This is a genomic window from Micromonospora sp. NPDC049175 (assembly GCF_043197345.1).
Taxonomy (GTDB): Bacteria; Actinomycetota; Actinomycetes; order Mycobacteriales; family Micromonosporaceae; genus Micromonospora.
The window spans coordinates 431,445-457,314 of sequence record NZ_JBICSY010000001.1 but is presented as its reverse complement, the minus strand read 5'-3'; the positions used below and the strand labels follow the sequence as shown (position 1 = coordinate 457,314).

4 protein-coding genes are annotated in these 25,870 nt (G+C 73.7%); all 4 read right to left on the bottom strand.

Going from position 1 to position 25,870, the window contains the following annotated elements:
• Positions 1–2 precede the first annotated feature (2 nt).
• The 4 genes from ACGFH8_RS01835 to ACGFH8_RS01820 are packed head-to-tail and all read right to left on the bottom strand — an operon-like array spanning position 3 to position 25,790.
• Positions 3–212, bottom strand: a complete 210-nt coding sequence (locus ACGFH8_RS01835; RefSeq protein ID WP_393361908.1) for an MbtH family protein — start codon at positions 210–212, stop codon at positions 3–5.
• On the bottom strand, positions 209–10,981 hold the full coding sequence (locus ACGFH8_RS01830) for an amino acid adenylation domain-containing protein (protein ID WP_393361905.1): 10,773 nt from the start codon (positions 10,979–10,981) through the stop codon (positions 209–211). Before ACGFH8_RS01830 ends, ACGFH8_RS01835 begins: the two co-directional genes overlap by 4 nt.
• Positions 10,978–21,387 carry an amino acid adenylation domain-containing protein gene (locus ACGFH8_RS01825; protein ID WP_393361902.1) on the bottom strand — a complete coding sequence of 3,470 codons (10,410 nt, stop codon included), beginning with the start codon at positions 21,385–21,387 and terminating at the stop codon, positions 10,978–10,980. The genes ACGFH8_RS01830 and ACGFH8_RS01825 overlap by 4 nt, the downstream gene beginning before the upstream one ends.
• Positions 21,384–25,790, bottom strand: a complete 4,407-nt coding sequence (locus tag ACGFH8_RS01820) for an amino acid adenylation domain-containing protein (RefSeq protein WP_393361899.1) — start codon at positions 25,788–25,790, stop codon at positions 21,384–21,386. Before ACGFH8_RS01820 ends, ACGFH8_RS01825 begins: the two co-directional genes overlap by 4 nt.
• Positions 25,791–25,870: the final 80 nt, after the last annotated feature.

The window sequence follows — 25,870 nt, the reverse complement described above, 5'->3', positions numbered from 1 at the left end:
GGTCAGCGCTCGGCGTCGATCAGGCTCTGCGGGCGCATGTCGGTCCAGTTCGCGTTGACGTAGTCGACGCAGTCCTGCCGACCGGCCGGGCCGTGCACGGCCCGCCAGCCCGCCGGCACCTCGGCGAAGACCGGCCACAGGCTGTGCTGGTTCTCGTCGTTGACAAGCACCAGGAACGTGCCATCGGCGTTGTCGAACGGGTTCGTGCTCATCGGATACTCCTCGTTACCAGGGTGTGCGTTACCAGGGTGTGCAGGGCGTCGAACCAGAGGTGGGCGAGATCGTCCACCGCGCCGTCGGCGAACACGCCGTCCGGCCAGCTCCAGGTGGCGACCAGTTGCGGGCCGGTCGCGCGGTCCTCGGTCTGGGCGTTCAGCACCAGCTCGTACGTCTCGGGCATGGCGTCGTCGGCGCCGTTCTCGGCGGCCTCCGCCTCGGGGGCGAACTCCCAGTCGGCGGCCTCCGGGAAGTCGAACCGTCCCATGTAGTTGAACTGGATCGGCGGATGCGGCAGCGCGGCCAGCGTGGGCGCGGTCGCCGGGTTGAGGTAGCGGAGCAGGCCGTAGCCCATGCCGTTGTCCGGCAACTCGGCCAGGTGCTCGCGGACCCGCACCACCGCCTCGGCCACCGCCGCGCCGCCGGCCGACACATCGATCCCGGCGGTGTCCAGGCAGACCGGGAAGATGTTCGTGAACCAGCCGACCGTGCCGGACAGGTCGGCCCCGTCCACCAGGTGCTCCTCCCGCCCGTGGCCCTCCAGCGCGACGAGCACCGCGTCGCCCGCGCCGCCCCGCGCGGCCCGCCACCTGGTGACGGCCACCCCCAACGCGCCCAGCAGGACGTCGTTGACACCGGCGCCGAGCCCGGCCGGAACGCGGGTGAGCAGGGCCTCGGTGACGTCGGTGGGCAGGGTCAGGGTGATGTCGCGCAGGGTGCCGGCCACGTCGAGCGCGGCGTCGAGCGGGCGGCGTACCGGCAACGGGTCGCCCCGCCGCACGATCTGCTCCCATCTCGGCAGCTCCGCCACCCGGGCCGGGTCCACCGCCCGCTCGGCGAGGCCTGTCGCCCAGCGGCGGAACGACGTGCCGGTGGGGGCGGCGAGCGGGGTCCGGCCGGCGACCGCGTCCCGCCAGGCCGCGCCGATCTCCGGCAGCAGCACCCGCCACGAGACACCGTCCACGACCAGGTGGTGGACCAGCAGCAGCAGCCGGCCCGGCCGGTCCGCGCCGGCGTCCAGCCAGGCGGCCCGGACCATCACCCCGTTGTCCGGGTCGAGCCCGGCCTGCGCGACTGTCGCCTGCTCGACGACCGCGTCCCACAGGCCACGGTCGTCGAGGCCGCGCACGTCGACGCGGACGGTCCAGTCGGCGGCAGGCGACGAGCCGGGCGGCGGCACCGTCACCGACCAGTCGCCGGTGCGGTCCAGCCGGGCCCGCAGCAGGTCGTGCCGGTCGGCGACGGCCTGCAACGCGGCCAGCAGCGGCGCCCAACCCAGGCCCGCCGGGACCTGCACCACAGCGGACTGGTTGAACCCGTCGATCGGGCCGTCCACCTCGCGCAGCCAGCGCATGACCGGGGTCAGCGGGAACGACCCGACCCCGTCGCCGACCCGGCCGTCGGCCCGGTCGAGCACGGTCGCGACCACTGCCAGCCCGGCCACCGTACGCTCCGCGAAGACCTGCCGCGGGGTGAGTCGCAGGCCGGCCGCACGGGCGCGACCGACGAGCTGCATCGCGACGATGCTGTCGCCGCCCAACGCGAAGAAGTCCGCCTCGACATCCACCGACGGCAGGCCCAGCACGGCCGCGACCACCTCGCCCAGGACACGCTCCCGATCCGTGCGGGGCGCCCGGCCGGTGCCTGTCGCGCCGAGGTCGGGCGCGGGCAGCGCGGCCCGGTTCAGCTTGCCGTTGGCCAGGGTGGGTAGCCGGTCGAGGCGGACCACCGCGGACGGCACCATGTAGTCGGGCAGCTCGACGGCGACGGCGGCACGCAGCGCGGCCAGGTCGAGGTCGTCGCCGCCGACCACGTAGCCGGCCAGGAGGCGTACGCCGGGGCGGTCCTCGCGGGCGACCACCACGGCCTCGGTGACGCCGGGCTGCGCGGCGAGCACCGACTCGATCTCGCCCAGCTCCACCCGGAAGCCACGGATCTTCACCTGTTCGTCGACCCGGCCGAGATACTCCACCCGGCCGTCCTCGGTCCACCGCACCAGGTCACCGGTGCGGTACATCCGCTCGCCCGGCGCGCCGTACGGGTCGGCGAGGAAACGCTCGGCGGTCTGGTCCGGCCGGCCCAGGTAGCCACGTGCCAGTCCGGCCCCGGCGACGTACAGCTCGCCGGCCACGCCGGTCGGGGTGTGCCGCAGGGCCCGGTCCAGCACGTACACGCGGGCGCCCGCGACGGCCCGGCCGATCACCGGGGAGGTGGTGTCGCCGATCCGGGCGGCGAGAGCGTCCACAGTGGCCTCGGTCGGGCCGTACAGGTTGAACGCCTCGGTGCCGGGCAGCCCGCCCAGGCGCTGCCAGAGCGCGGGCGGCACCGCCTCGCCACCGACACCGACCACGGCGAGGGGGCAGCGCCCGTCGCGGATCAGGCCGGCGTCGGCGAGTTGCGCGAAGTGCGAGGGGGTCAGCTCGATGAAGTCGATCCCCTCGGCCCGGATCAGCTCGACGAGCTGCTCCGGGTCGCGCTGCAACTCCTCGGTGACGATGTGCAGGGCGTGCCCGTCGAGCAGCCACAGCTGTGGCTGCCAGGAGGCGTCGAACGCGAACGACCAGGCGTGCCCGACCCGCAGGTGACGGCGACCGGTGGCTTCGCGGGCGGGCAGGTGCAACTGCGCGCGGTGGCTTCGGAACAGGTTGACCAGGTTGCGGTGGGTCACCACCACGCCCTTCGGGCGTCCGGTGGAGCCGGAGGTGTAGATGACGTACGCCGGGTGCTGGGGGAGGGCCGGGCGTACCCGGTCGTCGTCGGTCAGGTCGTGCCCGGCGAGCGTGGCCAACGCCGGGTCGTCGACCAGGACGCGGTCGAGCCCGTCCGCCGTGACACCGACCCCGGCGGCGGTGACGAGCGCGGCGGGCCGCGCGTCGGCGAGCATCGCGGCGACCCGGGCCGGTGGGTAGGCCGGGTCCAGCGGGAGGTAGGCGGCACCGCACTTGAGCACCGCGAGGATCGCGGTGATCGCGTCGGCGGTGCGCGGCAGGGCCAGGGCCACCACGTCCTCGGCACCGACCCCCCGGCCGGCGAGCAGCCGGGCCAGCCGGTTGGCGCGGTCGTTGAGGTCGGCGAACGTCAGGCGAACCGGGCCGCAGACGACGGCGGTCGCGTCGGGCGACTCGGCCACCTGCCGCTCGAACAGGTCGGCGACCGTCGGGTCGTCTCCACTGGCCGGCGGCTGCGGGTTCCGGCCGCCGCGGTCCTCGTCCGAGACCAGGTCCAGGCGGCCCACCGCACGGTCCGGGTCGGTGGTGAACGCGGTCAGGACGGCGGTGAGCGCGTCGACGAGTCGTCGGGCGACCGGCGGGGCGAAGAGGTCGGGACGGAACTCCAGGCCCACCCGTAGCCGCTGGCCGGGGTCGACGACCCAGGTGAGCGGGTAGTGGGTGGCGTCGCGCCCACCCGCGTCGACGGCGGCGAGCAGGCTCTCCGACCCGTCGTCGGTACGCTCCGGGTAGTTCTCCACGATCAGCAGCGTGTCGAACAGCTCCCCGACGCCGGCCAGGCGCTGGACGTCGGCCAACCCGAGATAGTGGTGGTCGAGCAGCGTCGACTGCTCGTCCTGGAGCCGGGCCAGCAGCCCCGCCACCGGCTCGGCCGGGTCGAGGCGGACCCGCACCGGCACGGTGTTGATGAACAACCCGATCATCGACTCGACACCTGGCAACTGTGCCGGTCGTCCGGAGACGGTGGCGCCGAAGACCACGTCGTCACGGCCGGTGAGCCGGCCCAGCACGATGCTCCAGGCGGCCTGGACGAGCGTGTTCAGCGTCAGCCCTCGGGAGCGGGCCAGGCCGGTCAGGCGCGCGGTGACGGCCTCGGTCAGCTCCTGCTCGACCAGCTCGGGCACCGCCGGTTCGCGGTGCGGGTCGGCCGGGGCGAGCCGGGTGGCGTCGGTGACCCCGGCCAGCGCCGTACGCCACGCCTGCTCGGCGGCGGACCGGTCCTGCCCGGCCAGCCAGGCGAGGAAGTCGCGGTACGGCGGCGGGGTGGCGCCGCCGTCGGCGGCCTCGTACAACTCGGCGAGCTGCTCCAGCAGCGGCCCCCGGGACCAGCCGTCGAGCAGCATGTGCTGGTGGGTGAGGACCAACCGGTACGCGTCACCGGTGCGGACCAGCATCATCCGCAGCAGCGGGGCGACCGCCGGATCGAATCGGCGGCCCTCCTCGGCGAGGCAGCGCTGCCACGCCTCCTCCTGCCGCGCGGCGTCCAGATCGGACAGGTCCGCCTCGGCCCAGGGCAGCGTGACACCACGGTTCACCACGGCGACCGGTCGGCCGGAGTCGAGCTGGTGGAACGACGTCCGCAGGTTGGCGTGCCGCTGCAACAGCGCCTGCCCGGCGGCCCGTAGCCGGGCCGGCTCGACGCTGCCGGGCAGGTCGAAGACCATCTGCACGGTGTAGAGGTCGAGGCCGTCGGCGTCGAACGCGGCGTGGAAGAGCAGCCCGGTCTGCAACGGTGCGAGCGGCAGCACCTCGGCCACGTCCAGGCCCCGCCCGGCGATCTCGGCGGTCTCGGCGTCGGTGAGCGTGACAAGCGCGCCGCTGCCGCTGGCGGCGGTGAACGCCGACCCGGCGGCGGCGGCCAGCGCGGCAGGCGTCCGCAGGTGGAACACCTGCCGCAGGGTGAGCGACAGACCTGCGGCGCGGGCCCGGCCGACCAGCTGGATCGAGATGATGCTGTCGCCGCCGAGGCTGAAGAAGTCGTCGTCGACACCCACCGTGGGCACCGCCAGCACCTGTGCGAACAGGTCGACGAGCACCTGCTCACGCGGGTTACGCGCGGCCATGCCGGTGCCCGCGCCGGCGAAGTCGGGCGCGGGGAGGGCGGCCCGGTCCAGTTTGCCGTTCACCGAGACCGGCATCGCGTCGAGGACGACGAAGGCGGACGGCACCAGGTGCTCGGGCAGCAGCGCCGCGAGCCGGGCCCGCACCGCCGCCTCGTCCAGGGCGCCGGCCACGGTGAGGTACGCGACCAGGTGCGCGACGCCCGGCCGGTCCTCGCGCAGCAGCACCACCGCCGAACCCACCTCGGGCTGTGCGGTGAGCGCGGCCTCGATCTCGCCCAGCTCGACGCGCAGCCCCCGGATCTTCACCTGGCCGTCGCCCCGGCCGAGGAACTCGAGCACCCCGGGCGCGCTCCAGCGCACCTGGTCGCCGGTGCGGTACATGCGCTCGCCGGCCGGACCGTACGGGTCGGCGACGAAACGGTCGGCGGTCAGGTCGGGCCGGCCCCGGTAACCGCGGGCCACCTGCACACCGGACAGGTAGAGCTCACCGGGCACCCCCACCGGCACGTGGCGCAGCCCGGCGTCGAGCACGCTGACCCGGGTGTTCCACACCGGTGCGCCGATCGGAACCGAACCCGTGCCGGTACCACGCTCGGCGGGCCACGCCGTCACGTCCACCGACGCCTCGGTCGGGCCGTACAGGTTGTGCAGGGCTGCGCCGGGCAGCAGCTCCCGGCACCGATCGGCGAGAGCGCTGGGCAGCGCCTCACCGCTGCACAGGACGCGGCGCAGGGCGGTGCAATCGGCCGCGCCCGGCTCGGCGAGGAACGCGGCGAGCATCGACGGGACGAAGTGCACGGTGCTGACCCGTTCCCGTTGGATCACCTCGGCGAGGTAGACCGGGTCGCGGTGGCCGTCCGGCCGGGCCAGCACGAGGGTCGCCCCGGTGCTCAGTGGCCAGAAGAACTCCCAGACCGACACGTCGAAGCCGGCCGGGGTCTTCTGCAGCACCCGGTCACCCGCGGTGAGGCCGTACTCGTGCTGCATCCAGCGCAGCCGGTTGACGATGCCGGCGTGCTCGACCTCGACACCCTTGGGCGCGCCGGTGGAGCCGGAGGTGTAGATGACGTACGCCGGGTGCCGGGGGCCGGGCGGGGTGGGCCGCACGTCCGGGTCGTCGAGCGGTCCGTCGAGCACGATGGGCGCGTCCGCGTGCGGCAACCCGGCGACGCGCGACGCGGTGGCGCCGACGGCGAGCACCGCGACGGGCCGCGCGTCGGCGAGCATCGCCGCCAGCCGGGCGTCGGGATGGTCCAGGTCGAGCGGCAGGTACGCGGCGCCGGCCCGTCCGGCCGCGAGGATCGCCACCACCAGCTCGACCGAACGCGGAAGGGCGAGCGCGACGACCGTCTCCGGTCCGGCGCCGACGGCGGCGAGCACCCGGGCCAGCCGTTCGGTGCGCGCGTCCAGGTCGCGGTAGGTCATCTCGACCCCGTCCGGGTCGACGAGCGCCACCGCGTCAGGGGTCGCCGCGACCTGTGCGGCCACCAGCTCCGGCAGGGTCGCCTCGGGCAGCTCGCGGACCTCGCCGGTCCCGGCGGCCAGGATCGCCGCGCGCCCGTCCCGGTCGAGCAGGCCGACCCGACCGACCGGGGCGTCCAGCCCGCCGACGAGTTCGTCCACGACCGTGACGAGCGCCGTGGCGAGCCGCCCGGCGTACGCGGCGTCGAACAGGTCGGGCCGGTACTCGACGGCGAGGTGCAGGGTCGGGCCGGGCTCGGCGATGAGCGTGAGCGGGTAGTGGGTGGCGTCGTGCCCGTCGGTGCCGGTGACCGGCAGCCCGTCGTCGGCGGCGTCGCCGTCCGGGTAGTTCTCGAAGACCAGCAGGGTGTCGAACAACTCGCCGTGCCCGGCGATGCGCTGGATGTCGGTGAGGCTGAGGTACTGGTGTTCCATGAGCGCGGACTGCTCGTCCTGGATCCGGTCGAGCAGCGCGTGGGCGGGCTCGGCCGGGTCGATGCGGACCCGCACCGGCACGGTGTTGATGAACAGGCCGATCATCGACTCGACGCCGGGCAGGTGCGCCGGTCGCCCGGAGACGGTGGCGCCGAAGACCACGTCGTCGCGGCCGGTGAGCCGGGCCAGCAGCAGCGCCCAGGCGGCCTGCACGATGGTGTTCACGGTCAGGCCACGGGCGCGGGCGTTCGCGGTCAACGCCGCCGTCCGGTCCGCGGGCAACTCCACCTCGGCCACCTCGGGCGCCAGCGCGGCACGACTCCCGTCGGCGGGCGCGACACGTGTGGGTTCGGCCAGGCCGTCGAGCGCGGCGGCCCAGGCGTCCTCGGCGGTCCGCCGGTCCTGCCCGGCCAGCCAGGCAAGGTAGTCCCGGAACGGTCGGCCGGTCACCGGCGCGGTGTCGCCGTCGCGGTACAGGGCGGACAGCTCGGCCAGCAGTGGTCCCCGGGACCAGCCGTCCAGCAGCAGGTGGTGGTGGGTGAGCACGAGCCGGTGGGAGTCCGGGCCGGTACGCACCAGGGCCAGGCGCAGCAACGGCGCGACGGCCGGATCGAAGCGGCGGCCCTGCTCGGCGAGGAGCCGCTGCCAGGCGTCCTCCCTCGCGTCGGAGTCCAGCTCGGACAGGTCGGCCTCGGTCCACGGCACGGTGACGGCGGCCGGGACGACGCTGACCGCCGTGCCGGACGCGAGGTGGTGGAACGAGGCGCGCAGGCTGGGCTGCCGGTCGAGCAGCGCCTGACCGGCGGCGCGCAGCCGGGTGGCGTCGATCGGCCCGGTCAGGTCCACCACCATGCGGACGGTGTAGACGTCCGGGCCGGCGTCGTCGAGCAGGCTGTGGAACAGCAGGCCGGTCTGCAACGGCGAGAGCGGCAGCACCTCCCGGACGTCGACGCCGAGGCCGGCCAGTTCGCGCCGGTCAGCCTCGGTGAGGGTGACCAGGGACAGGTTCGACGGCACCGCGTCGGCGCCGGTCACGGTGCCGGCGACGGCCACCAGCCGGGCCGGGGTGCGATTGTGGAACACCTGACGCGGGGTGATCAGCAGGCCGGCGACCCGGGCCCGGCCGACCAACTGCATCGACATGATGCTGTCGCCGCCGAGGGCGAAGAAGTCGTCGTCGATGCTGACCGTGGGTACCCCCAGCACCTCGGCGAAGACGTCACAGAGCAGCTTCTCGCGGGGAGTGCGGGGTGTGCGGCCACCGCCGTCGGCGGTGAACTCCGGGGCGGGCAGGGCGGCCCGGTCCAGCTTGCCGTTCACGGACACCGGCAGCGCGTCCAGGGCGACGAACGCGCCGGGGACCATGTAGTCGGGCAGCGTGGCGGCGATGCCCGCCCGCAACCGGGCGAGATCGGTGCCGCCGACGACGTACGCGACGATCCGCTTGACGCCACCGTCGGTTCGCAGCACCACGGCCGCCTGCCGGACGCCCTCCTGCCGGGCGACGACAGCCTCGATCTCGCCGAGTTCCACCCGGAAGCCGCGGATCTTGACCTGGTGGTCGACGCGACCGACGAACTCCAGTGCCCCGTCCGGGGACCAGCGCACCAGGTCGCCGGTGCGGTACATCCGGGCGCCGGGCGCGGCGAACGGGTCGGGCAGGAAACGCTCGGCGGTCAGGCCGGGCCGGTTGTGGTAGCCACGGGCCAGGCCGAGGCCGCCGAGGTACAGCTCACCGACGGTACCGGGCGGGACCGGGTTCAGGCCGCTGTCCAGCACGTACGCCAACTGCCCGGGATCCGGATAGCCGATCGGCACGCTGCCGGTGGAGACCGGCGCACACTCCCACAGTGTCGCGTTGACGCTCGTCTCGGTGGGCCCGTACGCGTTGAACATGCGCCGGCCGGCGGCGAACCGCTCGGCCAACCGGGCCGGCACCTCCTCGGTGCCGACGAGCATGGACACCCCGAGCGGCAGTCGGCAGTCGGCCGGCAGCGCGCTGAGCACCGACGGCGGCAGGGCCAGTTGGGTGACCTCGTGCTTGGTGAGGTAGTCGACGAGCGGCGCGCCGGGGACGCGCAGTTCGGCCGGGACCACCACGAGCGCGCCGCCGGAGAGCAGCGCCTGGCACAGCTCCCAGTACGCGAGGTCGAAGCTGGGCGACGCGAAGAGCAGCACCCGACTGGTCTGCGTGACACCGAGCCGAAGCTGCTGGGTGGCGAGCAGCTTCGCGACGCCCTCGTGGGTGACGACGACGCCCTTGGGCTGGCCGGTCGAACCGGACGTGTAGATGACGTACGCGGCGTCCGAGACCTCCGGCTCGACACGAGCCACGTCCGGTCCGGACGCGGCCACGTCCACCACGGGCACGTCCCCGGGCAGCGCGTCGGTCAGCTCGACACGGGTGACGACGCAGGCCGGCGCGGCGTCCTCCAGCATGTAGCGCAGCCGGTCGGCCGGGTAGTCCAGGTCGAGCGCGAGGTAGGCGGCGCCGGAGCGCAGCACGCCGACAAGCGCGGTGACCAGGTCGACGCCGCGGGGGAGTGCCACCGCGACGACCTGCCCGGGGCCGACGCCACGGGCGGTAAGCGCCCGGGCCAGCCGGTCCGAGCGCACGGCCAGCTCGGCGTAGCTGATCTGCTCGTCCTCGCAGATCACCGCGATGTTCTCCGGGTACGCGGCGACCATGTCGGCGAACCGCCGGGGGAAGGTGGTGGCCACGATGCCGTCCGTGCTGCCGTTCCACTCGGTGAGGACCGTGGCGCGCTCGGTCGGGTCGAGGATGTCGATCCGGCCGACCGGGGCGGTCGGGTCGACGGCCAGCGCGGTGACGACGCGGACCAGTCGGTCGAGGATGGTGCGGGCGGCGTCGGCGTCGAACACGTCGGCGCGGTGCCGGATCTCCAGGTTGATCCGGGCGCCCGGCTCGGCGACCAGCACCAGCGGATAGTGGGTGGCGTCCTCGTCCTGCGCCTCGGTGACCCGCAGCCCGGGCACCGGCTCGGCGGCGCCCGGGTCGTCGGGGTAGCTCTCGAAGACGGTGAGCGTGTCGAACAGTTCGCCGTGTCCGGCCAGCCGTTGGATGTCGGCCAGCCCGAGGTACTGGTGTTCCATCAGCGCGGCCTGCTCGTCCTGCAGGCGTACGAGCAGGTCGTGGGCTGGCTCGGCCGGGTCGACGCGGACCCGCACCGGCACGGTGTTGATGAACAGGCCGATCATCGACTCGACACCCGGCAACTGCGGTGGCCGCCCCGAGACGGTGGCGCCGAAGACCACGTCGTCGCGGCCGGTGAGCCGGGCCAGCAGCAGACCCCAGGCCGCCTGCACCACTGTGTTGAGAGTGACGCCGAGGGTACGCGCGAGGTCGGTGAGTCGGCCGCTCAGCTCGGCTGGCAGCGCGGTCTCCACCGAGCCGGGGACGACCGGCTCGGGCGTGGTGCCGGCGGGCGCCATCCGGGTCGGTTCGTCGAGCCCGGCGAGCGCGTGCCGCCAGGCGGCGCTGGCCGCGTCCCGGTCCCAGCGGGCCAGCCACGCCAGGTACGCCTTGTACGGGGTGACCGGCGGCAACGAGCCGGGCTTGGCGTACAGGTCGAGCAGTTCCCGCACGAGCAGCGGCGCGGACCAGCCGTCGAGCAGGATGTGGTGGTGGGTGATGGTGAGGCGGTGTGCCGCGGGCCCGAGTCGGGTCAGCGTCATCCGCAGCAACGGCGGCCGGGCCATGTCGAAACGCTGTCGCTGGTCGGCGGTGGCGAGCCGGTCGAGTTTCGCGTCGCGGTCGGCCTCGGGCAGGCCGCTGAGGTCGTGCTCGGCCCAGGGCAGGCGGGCCCGGGTGGGGATCGCGGCGACTGTGGTGCCCTTGGCCGTACGCCGGAACCCGGCCCTCAGGTTGGCGTGCCGGTCGAGCAGCGCCTGCCCGGCCTCGCGCAGCCGGACGGCGTCCAGCGGCCCGGTCAGGTCCAGCGCCGTCGACACGGTGTAGACGTCGGGGGCGTCGGTGTCGTAGAGCGCGTGGAAGAGCAGCCCCTCCTGCAACGGCGACAGTGGCAGGACGTCCTCGAGCCCGGTCTTCTTCGTCACTGCGTCTCCCACTCGGACTCGAGGTCGGCGAACTCGGCCTCAAGGCTGTCGATGTCGGCCTGGCTCACCTCGACCAGGCTCAGGTCGGACGGGGTGTATCCCCCGGATTGCGGGTCGGCGGCGAGCGCCCGCAGCGCCTCCCGCCAGCGGCCGGCCAGGTCGCGGACGTGCTCCTCGGTGAGCAGGTCCCGTGGCCAGGTGAAGGTCGCGGCGAGCCGGGGCCCGTCGGCGTGGTCCTCGGTGGTCGCGTTGATCTCCAGCGGGTAGTCGGCGGGCATGCTGTCGTCGGCGCCGCCGCCCCAGCCCTCCCCGGCCGGTTCCCACGGCCCGTCGTCGGCGTTCCCGGCGGCGAACCGGCCGAGGTAGTTGAAGCCGATCGAGGGCTTGTCGTACCCGGCGAGCACGGTGGCCGTGTCGGGGTTGAGGTGGCGCAGCAGGCCGTAGCCGACGCCGTTGTCCGGCACCGCCCGCAGCCGCTCCTTGATCGTCTTCAGGGCGTCCGCGGGGTGCTCCGGGCCGAGGTCCAGCCGCACCGGGTACTCGCTTGTGAACCAGCCGACCGTGCGGGACAGGTCGGCGCCGGCCACCAGGTGCTCCTCGCGGCCGTGCCCTTCGAGCATGACCAGCCAACCGGCGCCGCCGGCCCAGTCGCGCAGCGCCAACGCGAGCCCGGTCAGCAGCACGTCGCCGACGCCGGCGTGGAAGCCGGTGGGCACTGTGGTGAGCAGCGGCAGGGTCTCCTCCGGTGGCAGCTCGACGGTGATCTCGTCGCAGGTGCCGGTGCGGTCGCGGGCCGGGTCGAGGGGTCGGTTGCCCAGCGGGGCGCGCGGCCCGGCCAGAACCTCGGTCCAGTACGGCAGCTGCGCCACAGTCCTCGCGTCGCGGGAGAGGCCGTCGAGTTCCCGGGCCCAGCGGCGGAACGAGGTGCCGGTGGGCGGGAGCGTGCTCGGTTCGCCCGCCTGCCGGGCCGCCCAGGCTGCGGCGAGGTCGGGCAGCAGGATCCGCCAGGACACCCCGTCCACCGCGTAGTGGTGCACGACGAGCAGCACGTGCCCGGGTTCGAGCAGCACCGCCTGGAGCAGGACACCACGGGCGGGGTCGAGCCGGTCGCGGGCGGCGGCGGCGATCGCCGGCAGGTTGTTCTCGTCGTACGGGGCCACCCGCACGACGTCGACGGGCACGCCGGGCTCGGGGATGTGCACACGGTCGCCGGTCACCCGGGCACGCAGCAGGTCGTGACGGTCGACGAGCGCCTGCACCACCTCGGCCAGCCCCGCCGCGGTGAGTCCGGCCGGGGCGTGCAGCAGCATCGACTGGCTGTATCCGGTGGTCGGGCCGTCCACCTCGGCGAGCCAGCGCATGACCGGGGTGAGTGGCGCGCTCCCGTACGCCTCGCGTGGGTCCTCGGTCACCGGGGCGTCGACGGTGGCGGCCTGGGCGAGCCCGGCCGGGGTCTTGTGCCGGAACACGTCCCGTGGGCTGATGCCGAGGCCTGCCGCGCGGGCCCGGCTGACCAGTTGGATCGAGACGATGCTGTCGCCGCCCAGGGCGAAGAAGTCGTCGTCGACGCCGACGGTCGGCAGGCCCAGCACCTCGGCGAACAGGTCACACAGGTGCTGCTCCCGGCTGGTGCGGGCGGCCGTGCCGCCGACAAGCGCGGAGAAGTCCGGGGCGGGAAGCGCGGCGACGTCGAGTTTGCCCGCGACGGTGCGGGGCAGCGCGTCGACCTCGACGAACGCCGACGGGATCAGGTAGTCGGGCAGCGTCGCCCGCAGCCGGTCGGTGTCGACGGGCCCACCCACGACGTACGCGACCAGCCGGCCGTCGCGGAGCACCACGGCGGCCTGGCCGAGGGCGGCCTCGATCTCGCCCAGCTCGATGCGGTACCCCCGAACCTTCACCTGCCCGTCGGCGCGGCCGGCGAACTCCAACACCCCGTCGCGGTTGAGTCGGGCCAGGTCCCCGGTGCGGTACATCCGTGCGCCCGCCGGCCCGAAGGGGTCGGCCACGAACCGTTCCGCCGTCAGGCCGGTCCGGTTGAGGTACCCGTGCGCCAACCCCGCCCCGGCCACGTACAGCTCACCGAGCACCCCCGGCGGCACCGGCCGCAGGGCGGCGTCGAGCACGTAGGTGCGGACGTTCGCCAGTCGGTACGCGGACCGGTCCGGACCGTGCCACCCGTAGGCGTCCACGGCCGCCTCGGTGGGCCCGTACAGGTCGTGGCAGGTCAGCCCCGGTGTGGCGCACACCCGCTGCCACAACTGCCCGTCGATGGCCTCACCGCCGACCAACAATACGCTGAGGCCCGCGTCCAACAGCCCGGCCGCGACCAACTCCCGCAGGTAGGTGGGCGTCACGTCCACCACGTCGAGGTGGTGGCGGCGGACGTAGCCGACCAGGGCGGTGTCGTCGCGGTACTCGTCGTCGTCGAGGACGTGCAGGGTGTGCCCGTCGAGCAGCCAGAGCAGCGGCTCCCACGAACCGTCGAAGGTGAACGACGCGACGTGCGCGACCCGACGCTTCGGACCGGCCATCAGTCGCTCGCGATGCGACGCGAACAGGTTCACGATGCCCCGATGCGGCACCACGACACCCTTCGGGCGTCCCGTCGACCCCGACGTGAAGATCACGTACGCGGGGTCGTCCGCCCGAGGGCGGGCGGGGTGGCCTTGCGGGCCCTCGAAGACTGTGGGCTCGTCGAGCAGCAGGCGGGCGGTGCCGGGCGGCAGGGGCACGTCACCGCCGGTCAGCACGAGCGTCGGCGCGGCGTCGTCGAGCATCGCGGCGATCCGGTCGGCCGGCTGGTACGCGTCCAGCGGCAGGTACGCCGCACCCGCCCTGAGCACGCCGAGGATCGCCGGGACGGTGAGCGGGCGGGGGACCGCGAGCGCGACCAGGCTTCCTCGGCCCACGCCGCGTCCGGCCAGTACCCCGGCCAGCCGGGACGACCACCTGTCCAGCTCGGCGAACGTCCACGACCGGCCACCGGAGACCAGCGCCACGGTCGCGGGCGTGGTCGAGGCCTGCGTCTCGAACAGGTCCACGATGGACCCCGGCGGGACCGTCGCGCCGACGTCGGCGTCGAGCAGCAGGTCCCGTTCGTCCGGGCTCAGGACGTCGATTCGGCTGACCACCGCCGACGGGTCGGCGGCGACGGTGGCGAGGACCCGCTGCAACCGCTCGACGAGGATCTGGGCGGACGACCTGCCGTACCTGTCGGTGGCGAATTCGAGGCTTCCCTCGATGCCGCCGCCCGGGGCGTCGGCGAAGTCGAAGGAGAGGTCGAACATCGCCGTACGGTGTCCGACGGGTTCGGGCGTTCCGGTCAGCTCGGCGAGCGTCCAGGTGTCGCCCCCACCGGGCAGGTAGGAGACCATCGTCTGGAACAGCGGGTGCCGGCCGAGTGACCGCACCGGGTTCAGGGCTTCCACGAGGTGGTCGAACGGCACGTCCTGTCTGTCGAACGCGGCGAGGTCGGTTTCTCGTACCCGGGCCAGCAGTTCGCGGAATGACGGGTCGCCCGAGGTGTCGGTGCGCAGCACGAGGGTGTTCACGAAGAAGCCGACGAGGTCGTCGAGTGCGGCGTCCGGTCGGCCTGCCACCGGTGCGCCCAGCGGTACGTCGGTGCCCGCGCCCAGGCGGGACAGCAGCACCGCCACCGCCGCCTGCACCACCATGAAGAGGCTGGTGCCTGTCGACCGGGCCAGGTGGCGTAGGTCGCGGGCCACCGCGTCGGGCAGGTCGAACTCGACGAGGTCACCGCGGTGGCTGGCCTCCGCCGGACGCGGGCGGTCGGCCGGCAGGTCCAGCTCGTCGGGCAGCCCGGCCAGGGCCTCCCGCCACGCCCGCACCTGGTCGGTCAGGCCGGCGGACTGCTCGCGCTGCCAGAGGGCGAAGTCGGCGTACTGCACGGGGAGCGGGCGGAACGCCGGGGCGTGTCCGGCGCGGCGCGCCTCGTACGCGGTGGTGAGGTCGGCGCGCAGCGGTGCGTCGGACCATTCGTCGCCGGAGATGTGGTGCACCAGCAGGAGCAACACGTGCTCGTCAGGTGCCACCCGGAACACGTCGACCCGCAGCGGTGGCTCCCGATCGAGCGCGAACGCGTGCTCGGCGGCGGCGTCGACGTCGCCGCCCTCGTGGAACGTGACCGGGACGGCGTCCGGTGGGAGGATGCGCTGGTAGGGGGTCCCGTCGACGTCCGGGAAGATGGTGCGCAGGGTTTCGTGTCGGGCGACCACGTCACCGACGGCCGCGACCAGTGCGTCGGCGTCCAGTCGGCCGCGTAGCCGCCAGGCGATCGGGATGTTGTAGGTCGGGTTCGGTCCTTCGAGCCGGTAGAGGAACCACAACCGTTGCTGGGCGTACGACAGCGGCACCCGGTCCGGACGTGGCCCCGCGACCAGTGGGGCGCGATTGGACCCGACCAGTTTCGGCAGTAGACCCGCCACGGTCGGTGCGTCGAATACCGCGCGGACGGGCAGTTCGACGCCCAGGACGGCGCGTACGCGGCCGGCGAGGCGCATGACCAGCAGCGAGTGGCCGCCGAGGGTGAAGAAGTCGTCGTCGATGCCCACCGACGGGAGGCCCAGCACCTCGGCGAAGAGGTCGCAGAGGTGTTGTTCGCGGCTGTTGCGGGCGGTCCGACCCACACTCGACGCGGTGAGGTCCGGGGCGGGAAGCGCGGCGACGTCGAGCTTCCCGGCCACCGTCCGGGGCAGCGCGTCCACCTCGACGAACGCCGACGGGATCATGTAGTCCGGCAACGTGGCCCGCAGCCGGTCGGTGTCGACCTCGCCCACGACGTAGGCGACGAGTCGGCCGTCGCGCACGACCACGGCGGCCTGGCCGAGGGCGGCCTCGACCTCGCCCAGCTCGACCCGGTACCCGCGAACCTTCACCTGTCCGTCGGCGCGGCCGGCGAACTCCAGCACCCCGTCGCGGCTGAGCCGGGCCAGGTCCCCGGTGCGGTACATGCGCGCACCCGCCGCACCGAAGGGGTCGGCCACGAACCGTTCCGCCGTCAGGCCGGTCCGGTTCAGGTATCCGTGTGCCAATCCGGCTCCGGCCACGTACACCTCGCCGAGCACCCCCGGCGGCACCGGCCGCAGCCCGCCGTCGAGGACGTAGGTGCGGACGTTCGCCAACCGGTACGCGGCCCGGTCGGGTCCGTGCCACCCGTAGGCGTCCACGGACGCCTCGGTCGGCCCGTACAGGTCATGGCAGACCAACCCCGGTGTGGCGCACACCCGCTGCCACAACTGCCCGTCGATGGCCTCACCGCCGACCAACAACACGCTGAGGCCCGCGTCCAACAGCCCGGCCGCGACCAACTCCCGCAGGTAGGTGGGCGTCACGTCCAGCACGTCGACCCGCTGCTCACGAAGCCGCGACACGAGAATTCCCGCGTCGCGGTACTCGTCGTCGTCGAGGACGTGCACCGTGTGCCCGTCGAGCAGCCAGAGCAGCGGCTCCCACGACCCGTCGAAGGTGAACGACGCGACGTGCGCGACCCGACGCTTCGGACCGGCCATCAGCCGCTCCCGATGCGACGCGAACAGGTTCACGATGCCCCGATGCGGCACCACCACACCCTTCGGCCGTCCCGTCGACCCCGACGTGAAGATCACGTACGCCGGGTCCTCCGCCGACGGTGCGGCCACGAACGGTTCCGCCTGCGGCACGGCCGAGCCCACCACCAGCCGAGGGCCGGTCCAGGGCACGTCGGTGTCCCCGGTGGTGACCAGGATCGCCGGCCGGGCGTCGTCGAGCATGGCCGTGATCCGGTCGGTCGGCTGGTACGCGTCCAGCGGCAGGTACGCCGCACCCGCCTTGAGCACGCCCAGGATCGCCGGGACGGTGAGCGGGCGGGAGGTGGCCAGCGCGACGAGGCCCCCGGCGTACGAGGCCAGTGCCCCGGCGAGCCGTGACGACCAGTCGTCCAACTCGGCGTACGTCCAGGCCCGGCCGCCGGAGACCAGGGCCACCGCCTCGGGGTTGGCCGCCGCCTGCGCGACGAACAGGTCCACGATGGAGCCCGACGGGATCGGTGTGGCGGGCGGCACGGCCAGCAGCCGGGAACGCTCGGCGGGAGCGAGCACGTCGATCCTGCTCACCACCGTCGACGGGTCGGTGGCGACGGTGGCGAGGACCCGCTGCAACCGCTCGACGAGGATCTGGGCGGACGACCTGTCGTACCTGTCGGTGGCGTACTCCACCTCGCCTCGGACGCCGCCGCGCGTCTCGAAGAAGTCGAAGGAGAGGTCGAACATCGCGACGTGCTGGCGTACCCGCTCGGTCTCGACGCGCAGCGACCCGAGGTGCCACGCGGCGTCGGCCTCGCCGAGGTAGGAGACCATCGTCTGGAACAGCGGGTGCCGGCCGAGTGACCGGACCGGGTTCAGGGCTTCCACGAGGTGGTCGAACGGCACGTCCTGTCTGTCGAACGCGGCGAGGTCGGTTTCTCGTACCCGGGCCAGCAGTTCGCGGAATGACGGGTCGCCCGAGGTGTCGGTGCGCAGCACGAGGGTGTTCACGAAGAAGCCGACGAGGTCGTCGAGTGCGGCGTCCGGTCGGCCTGCCACCGGTGCGCCCAGCGGGACGTCGGTGCCCGCGCCCAGGCGGGACAGCAGCACCGCCACCGCCGCCTGCACCACCATGAACATGGAGGTCCCGGTCGACCGGGCCAGCGCACGCAGCCGTTCGGTGACCTCGGCGGGCAGCGTGAAGTCGACCACGTCGCCGCGGTGGCTGGCCTCCGCCGGACGCGGGCGGTCGGCCGGCAGGTCCAGCTCGTCGGGCAGCCCGGCCAGGGCCTCCCGCCAGCCGTCGACCTGCGCGGTGAGCGCGCCCGACTCGGCGCGCTGCCACAGCGCGAAGTCGGCGTACTGCACGGGCAGCGGCGGGAACGCCGGCACCAGCCCGGCGCAGCGGGCGGTGTAGGCGGCCACGATGTCGCGGCGCAGTGGCACATCCGACCACTCGTCGCCGGCGATGTGGTGCAGCAGCAGGAGCAACACGTGCTCGTCAGGTGCGATCCGGTAGAGCCGGGCCCGCATCGGCGGCTCGTGGTCGAGGCGGAACCCGTACGCCCCGATCTCCGCGAGCCGGTCGGGGAGGTCCGCCTCGGCGATGTCCGCCACCGGCACCGCGACCGGCGCGGCGGGCAGGATCCGCTGGTACGGCTCGCCGCCGTCCTGCTCGCCGAAGATGGTGCGGAGGGTTTCGTGTCGGGCGACCACGTCACCGACGGCCGCGATCAGCGCGTCGGCATCGAGGCGGCCGCGTAGCCGCCAGGCGATCGGGATGTTGTAGGTCGGGTTCGGTCCTTCGAGCCGGTAGAGGAACCACAACCGTTGTTGGGCGTACGACAGGGGCACCCGATCCGGACGTGGTCCCGCCACCAGTGGGGCGCGACTGGACCCGACCAGTTTCGGCAGTAGACCCGCCACCGTCGGGCTGTCGAATACCGCGCGGACGGGCAGTTCGACGCCCAGGACGGCGCGTACGCGGCCGGCGAGGCGCATCACCAGCAGCGAGTGGCCGCCGAGGGCGAAGAAGTCGTCGTCGATACCGACAGACGGCAGGCCCAGCACCTCGGCGAACAGGTCGCACAACTGTTGTTCGCGGCTGTTGCGGGCGGTCCGGCCCACACTCGACGCGGTGAGGTCCGGAGCGGGCAACGCGGCGACGTCGAGCTTCCCGGCCACCGTCCGGGGCAAGGCGTCCACCTCGACGAACGCCGACGGGATCATGTAGTCCGGCAACGTGGCCCGCAGCCGGTCGGTGTCGACGGGCCCACCCACGACATACGCGACCAGCCGGCCGTCCCGCAGCACCACGGCGGCCTGGCCGAGGGCGGCTTCGATCTCGCCCAGCTCGATGCGGTACCCGCGAACCTTTACCTGCCCGTCCGCGCGGCCGGCGAACTCCAACACCCCGTCCCGGTTGAGCCGCGCCAGGTCCCCGGTGCGGTACATCCGCGCACCGGCCGGACCGAACGGATCGGCCACGAACCGCTGCGCCGTCAACCCGGCCCGGTTGAGGTACCCGTGCGCCAACCCCGCCCCGGCCACGTACAGCTCACCGAGCACCCCCGGCGGCACCGGCCGCAGGGCGGCGTCGAGCACGTAGGTGCGGACGTTCGCCAGTCGATACGCGGACCGGTCGGGACCGTGCCACCCGTAGGCGTCCACGGACGCCTCGGTGGGCCCGTACAGGTCGTGGCAGGTCAGCCCTGGTGTGGCGCACACCCGCTGCCACAACTGCCCGTCGATGGCCTCACCGCCGACCAACAGCACACTCAGGCCCGCGTCCAGCACACCCGCCGGCACCAGCTCCCGCAGGTACGTGGGCGTCACGTCCAACACGTCGATCCGCTGCTCGCGCAGGTGGCCGACAAGCGCGGCGGCATCGAGGTGGACGTCCGAGCCGACCACGTGCACCGTGTGTCCGTCGAGCAGCCAGAGCAGCGGCTCCCACGACCCGTCGAAGGTGAACGACGCGACGTGCGCGACCCGACGCTTCGGACCGGCCATCAGCCGCTCGCGATGCGACGCGAACAGGTTCACGATGCCCCGGTGCGGCACCACCACGCCCTTCGGCCGCCCCGTCGACCCCGACGTGAAGATCACGTACGCGGCGTCCTCGGCCGACGGCGTCGCCACGAACGGTTCCGCCTGCGGCACCGCCGAACCCACCACCAGCCGGACACCCGTCCAGCCTGGGGCCGGGTCGTCGCCGGCCGCGACCACGAGCACCGCCGGGGCGGCGTCGTCGAGCATCGCCGCGATCCGGTCGGTCGGCTGGTTCAGGTCGAGCGGCAGGTAGGCCGCGCCGCTGTCGAGCACGCCGAACACCGCCGGCACGGTGAGTGCCCGGGGCAGCGCGAGCGCCACCCGGTCGGTACGCGTGACGCCGCGCTCGCGCAACGCCCCGGCCAGCCCGGCAGCCCAGCGCTCCACCTCGGCGAACGTCCACTCGTGTCCGTCCGCGACGAGAGCGACAACCGTGGGCGTCCGGGTGGCCTGCTCGTGGAACAGCGCGCTGACAGTGGTGTCGGGCAGCGGCTTGGCGGTGTCGTTCCAACCCCGCAGGACGCGGTCCCGTTCCGCCGAGGTCAGCACGTCGACGGCGGCGAGGGGCGCGTCCGGGGCGTCGCAGATCCGGGTCAGCACCAGGGCCAGCCGGTCCAGCAACGTCCCGGCGGCGTCGGTGTCGATCAGGTCGGCGCGGTACTCCAGGTCAAGGTGCAGCCGCTGGCCGGGACGCGCGGTGAGCGTCAGCGGGTAGTGCGCGCAGTCGCGGACGGCCGCGCCCGTGACGCGGAGGCCGTCGGCCGGCGCCGGCAGCGACTCGCCGAGCGGGTAGTTCTCGAAGACCGTCAGGGTGTCGAACAACTCGCCGTGCCCGGCCAGTCGCTGGATCTCGGCCAACCCGAGGTGCTGGTGCTCCATCAGCCGCACCTGCCCGTCCTGCAGCCGGCGCAGCACCGTCGTCACCGAGGCGGCCGGGTCCAGGGTGATGCGGACCGGAATGGTGTTGATGAACAGGCCGATCATGGTGTCGGCGCCGGGGAGGTCCGGCGGTCGACCGGCGACCGTCGCGCCGACCACCACGTCGTCGCGTCCGGTCAGCGCCCCGGCCACGATTCCCCAGGCGCCCTGGACGACCGTGTTCAGGGTGAGCCCACGGGCGCGGGCGAGGGCGCTGAGCCGAGTGGTCGCCTCGACCGAGAGGTCCCGGACGAGGCGCTGCGGGACGACCGCGTCGGCCGGCGGTCGGCCAGCGAGGAGTGTCGGCCCGTCCAGCCCGGCCAGTGCCTCGCGCCACGCGGTCTCGGCCGCCGGGCGGTCCTGCGCGGCGGTCCAGGCGAGGTAGTCGCGGAAGTCGGCGGGCTCGGGCAGCGGGTCGCCCCGGTAGAGGGCGACAAGCTCGTCCAGCAACAGTGGCACCGACCAACCGTCGAGCAGCAGGTGGTGGTGGGTGATGACGAGCCGGTGCCGGTGCGGATCGAGCTGGATCAGGGCCATCCGCAGCAGCGGCGCGGTCGCCGGGTCGAGCCGGGTCGCGAGGTCGGTGTCGAGGAAGGCGGGGAGGTCGTCCTCGGCCAGGGTCAGGGCGGACCAGGGCAGCGGCACGTGTCGTGGCACCACGGCCACGGACTGCCCGTTCTTGCGGCGGCGGAACGCCACCCGCAGGTTGGGCCGACGGTCGAGCAGGGCCTGCCCGGCGGCCCGCAGCCGCTCGGCGTCCAGCGGCCCGTCCAGGGCGACGGTCAACTGTCCGGTGTAGACGTCCGGGCCGTCCGCGGCGAGGTGCGCGTGGAAGAGCAGCCCCTCCTGGAGCGGGGTCAGCGCCAGGATGTCGGCGATCCCGGAGGCCTGCCCGGGGGTGGCGGTCGCGGTCACGAAAGCTCCCATTCGGCCTCGAACTCGTCGATCTCGTCCTGGCTGAGTCGCAGCGTCAGGTCGGACGGGGTGAGCCCGCCGGCGGCCGGGCCGCGGGCGTGCACGACGAGGGCCTCCAGCGCGGCGAACCAGGCCGCGGCCAGATCGGCCACCGCCGCGTCGTCCAGCAGGTCACGCGGGTACGCCCAGGTCACCCCCAGCTCCGGGCCGGCCGTGGTGTCCTGCACGTACGCGTTGATCTCCAACGAATACGGCGCGACGGGCATGCCCAGGTCGAACCCGCCGGCCAGGATTCCGTGCCCGGCGACCGGCGTCCAGTTCCCGCCGTCGCCGGACGAGGCGGTGAACCGGCCGAGGTAGTTGAAGCTGACCTGCGGGGCGGGGTGGGCGGCCAGCTCAGGCTCGGTGTCCGGGTTGAGGTACCGCAGCATCCCGTACCCGATGCCGTGGTCCGGGATGGCCCGCAGTTGCTCCTTGAGCCGCTTCAGCGCGGTGCCGGCGCTCGGTCCGCCGGCCAACGCGTCGGCGACATCGATGTCGCCCGGGTCGAGACGGACCGGGAAGACGCTCGTGAACCAGCCGAGCGCCGGGGTGAGGTCGGCGTTCGCGACGACCTGCTCCTCCCGGCCGTGTCCCTCCAACGCGATGAGCACCGAGCGCTCGGTCCCCTTGCCGTGGCGGGCCCGCCAGTCGATCATCGCCAGGGCGAGCGCGGTGAGCAGCACGTCGTTGATGCCGGCGTGGAAGGCGGCGGCGACCGTGGTGAGCACCGGCTCGGTGGCCGCGGCGGGCAGCCGTACGGTGTGCCGGGCGACGGTGGCGAGGTCGTCCACCGGCCGCAGCGGGCGCCGCGTCAGCGCCGGGTCCGCGCCGGTCAGGATGCGCCGCCACAGCGCCAGTTCCGCGGTGCGTTCCGGTCGCCGGGCCGCCTCGGTGAGTGCCGTGGCCCACCGCCGGAAGGACGTGCCGGTGCGTTCCAGGACGGGGGTACGACCAGCCGTCCGCTGCTCCCAGGCGGTGGCCAGGTCGGCCGGCAGGATCCGCCACGAGACACCGTCCACGACGCTGTGGTGGATGACGAGCAGCAGCCGGCCCGGCGCGGAGGGCCCGCTGTCGAACCAGACGGCCTGGGCCATCACTCCCCGCTCGGGGTCGAGCCGCCCGGCGGCGGCCCGCTCCTCGGCCTCGACCACCGCGCCGGGCTCGGCCCGCCGCAGCCACGGCTGACCGGTGCCGCGCGGCGCGACGTGCAGCCGGCCCGGCGTCGTGGGGGTGGCGCGGACGAGCCGCGAGCGCAGCAGGTCGTGCCGGTCGGTGAGCGCGGTCAGCACGGCGGCCAGGTCGGCCTCGGTGGCGCCCGCCGGAGTGGCGAGCACCATCGACTGGCTGAACGCGTCGATTCCGCCGCCGGTCTCGTCGAGCCAGCGCAGGATCGGCGTGAACGGGATGTCGCCCACCCCGTCGTCGGGGCGGTCCCGGGCGCCGGTGTCGAGGTCGGTGACGACCTCGGCCAGCGCGGCCACCGTCCGACGCTCGAACACCTGGCGTGAGGTGCAGACCAGCCCCACCGCGCGGGCGCGCAGCACGAACTGGATGGAGACGATGCTGTCCCCGCCGAGGCTGAAGAAGTCGTCCTCGATGCCAACCCCGGGGACGCCCAGGACGTCCGCGTAGAGCTGGCAGAGCACCCGCTCCCGGGGCGTGCGGGGCGCGGTGCCGGTGGCCTGGGCGGCGTAGTCGGGTGCTGGCAGCGCGGCCCGGTCGAGCTTGCCGCTGGTCAGCACCGGCAGTCGGTCCAGCAGCACGAAGCCGGTCGGCACCATGTAGCTGGGCAGCCAGGATTCCGCGTGCAGACGCAACGCCTTCACCAGCGCCGTCGGATCGGCGGCCGCGGTCAGGGTGTTGGCGTGCGCGGCCACCCCGCCGGGACGGTAGGCGTGCCGGGGCTCGGCGTCGCGTTGGAAGACGACGTCCAGGTCCCCGCTTGTCGAGGAGCCGGCGAAGGTCACCACGACGCGGTAGTCGGACGCGTCGGCCAGCGCGTGGATGTCCTCGACGGACGGGGCGTCCGCCGCACCCAGGCGCGCGTTCGGCACCGCGGTGACCCGCAGTCGCCGCGGTCCGGCGGTCAACTGCTTCCGGACGTCCTCCAGGCTCCCGGCCCATGCGTACGTCGCCTCGGGCGTGGGCGCGGGCACGGGCGCGGTGGTCAGCACGACGTCGTAGCGGTAGCCGCTCAGCTCGTTGTCGTAACCGCCCCGCTTGACCCACACCTCGGCGCCCCGGATCGACCCGCTCGGCAGCGCGGCGAAGTAGTCCGGGTCGAGCAGCAGTTCGCGTTCGGCGCGGACCGCGGCCTCGACGGCGGCGTCCACCTCGGTGGGGGCGACGCCGCGGCTGGTCTGGATCGCCTCGTGCAGCATCCGGTGCAGGCGCAGGTTACGGACGTCTCCGACGAAGATCACCCCGCCGGGGGCGAGTCGCTCGGCCGCCGCGCGCAGCACGCCGGTCAGGTAGTCGGCGCTCGGGAAGTACTGCGCCACCGAGTTGATGACGACAGTGTCGAACCAGCCGGTCGGCACACCCTCCAGGTCGTGGGCCGGTTGGGCGCGCAGCGTGACCCGTTCGTCGAGTCCCGGAATCGTCGCCACCGCGGCCCGTAGCGTGTCGATGGCCTGCTCGGAGAGGTCGAGTCCCCAGTAGCTCTCGCACTCCGGGGCGAGTCGCGACAGCAGCAACCCGCTGCCGACACCGATCTCCAGGACGCGCCGGGGCCGGAGCGACCGGATCCGGTCGACAGTGGTGTCCCGCCACTCGCGCATCTGCTCCAACGGAATGGGGGAGCCGTCGAAGCTGCTGTTCCAGCCCGTGAAGTTCTCGTCGAAGCGCTCGACCCGGCCGGCCTGGTAGAGCAGTTCGTGCAGTTCCTTCCACTCGGCGACCTGGCTGTCGGCCCGGTCCTGCGGCGCGCTGTCCTCGGTCGGTACGACGTAGGCGGCCAGCCGCACGTCACCCGGGCGGTCCTCGCGGGCCAGCACGGTGACCTGACCGACGTTCGGGTGGCGGGCCAGCACCGACTCGATCTCGCCCAGCTCGATGCGGTATCCGCGCACCTTCACCTGGTCGTCGACCCGGCCGAGGAAGTCCAGCCGTCCGTCGGCACGCCAGATCGCCACGTCACCGGTGCGGTACATCCGTCCGCCGGGTGGTCCGTACGGGTCGGCGAGGAAACGCTCGGCGGTCAGGTCCGGCCGGTTGACGTAGCAGCGGGCCAGGCCCGGCCCGGCGAGGTAGAGCTCGCCTGGCACACCGGGCTCCACCGGCCGCAACGCGTCGTCGAGCAGGTAGGCGTCGGTGCCCGGGTCGGGGCGACCGATCGGGACCGAGGCGCCGTCGACCCGCTCCGGGTCACACTCGCCGAGCGTGGAGTTGACGGTGGCCTCGGTCGGGCCGTACGCGTTGAACATCCGGCGATCCCGCGCCCAGCGGGCGACCAGTTCCGGCGAGACCCGTTCGGTGCCGGCCAACAGGATGCCCGGTGGCAGTTCACACTCCGGGGGCAGCGCGGCCAGTAGCGCCGGGGGCAGGATCATGAAGTTGGTGCGGTGCCGGATCGCGTACTCGGTGAGTGCCGGCCCGGCGACGCGGCGGTCGGCGGGGACGATGACCAGTCGCCCACCGGAGAGCAGGGCCAGGCAGAGATCCCAGAACGCGACGTCGAAACTCGGCGAGGCGAAGTGCAGGACCCGGACGTCGGGGGTGAGCCCGAACCGCTCGAACTGGGTGGAGAGCAGCTTGGCCACGCCGGTGTGGGTGAGCAGCACGCCCTTGGGTCGCCCGGTGGAGCCCGAGGTGTAGATGACGTAGGCGGCGTGCTCGACCCGCAGGCCGGGCCGTTCGGGGTCGTCTGTCGACGCGTTCGCCAGCTCGGCCATCACCTCGGGGGCGTCGAGCAGCAGCCGGGGCACGTCGTCGGCTCGGGGCAGTCGGTCCGCCACCTCGGAGGTGGTGACCAGGCACACCGGTCGCGCGTCGCCGAGCAGGTAGGCGAGCCGTTCGGCCGGGTCGGCCGGGTCCAGCGGGAGGTAGGCGCCGCCGGCCTTCAGCACGGCCAGCTCCGCCACGATCATGTCCACCGAGCGGGGTACGGCGAGCCCGACCACCCGATCCGGGCCCAGCCCCTGGGCGACGAGCACGTGCGCCAGCCGGTTGGCCCTGGCGTCCAGTTCGGCGTAACTGACCTCGACGTCCTCGAAGACCACCGCCACCGCGTCGGGGTCACGTCGCGCCACCGTCGCGAAGGCGTCCGGGAGTGTGGTCGGGGCGACGGTCAGCGGGCCGCCACTGGAGTACGCCTCCCGGTCCGCCACGGTGCCGCCGGTGTTGCCACCGATGATCTGCATACAGTCGCTCCTGAAAGGGCCGGGGCGGTCGTCAGTAAGGTAAGCCTGGCCTAAACGTAGGGATTCGAGGCGCGACGGAT

Bases quoted from the DNA above. Each gene is read 5' to 3' on its own strand.
- ACGFH8_RS01835 (WP_393361908.1), bottom strand. From the start codon at position 212: ATGAGCACGAACCCGTTCGACAACGCCGATGGCACGTTCCTGGTGCTT.
- ACGFH8_RS01820 (WP_393361899.1), bottom strand. From the start codon at position 25,790: ATGCAGATCATCGGTGGCAACACCGGCGGCACCGTGGCGGACCGGGAG.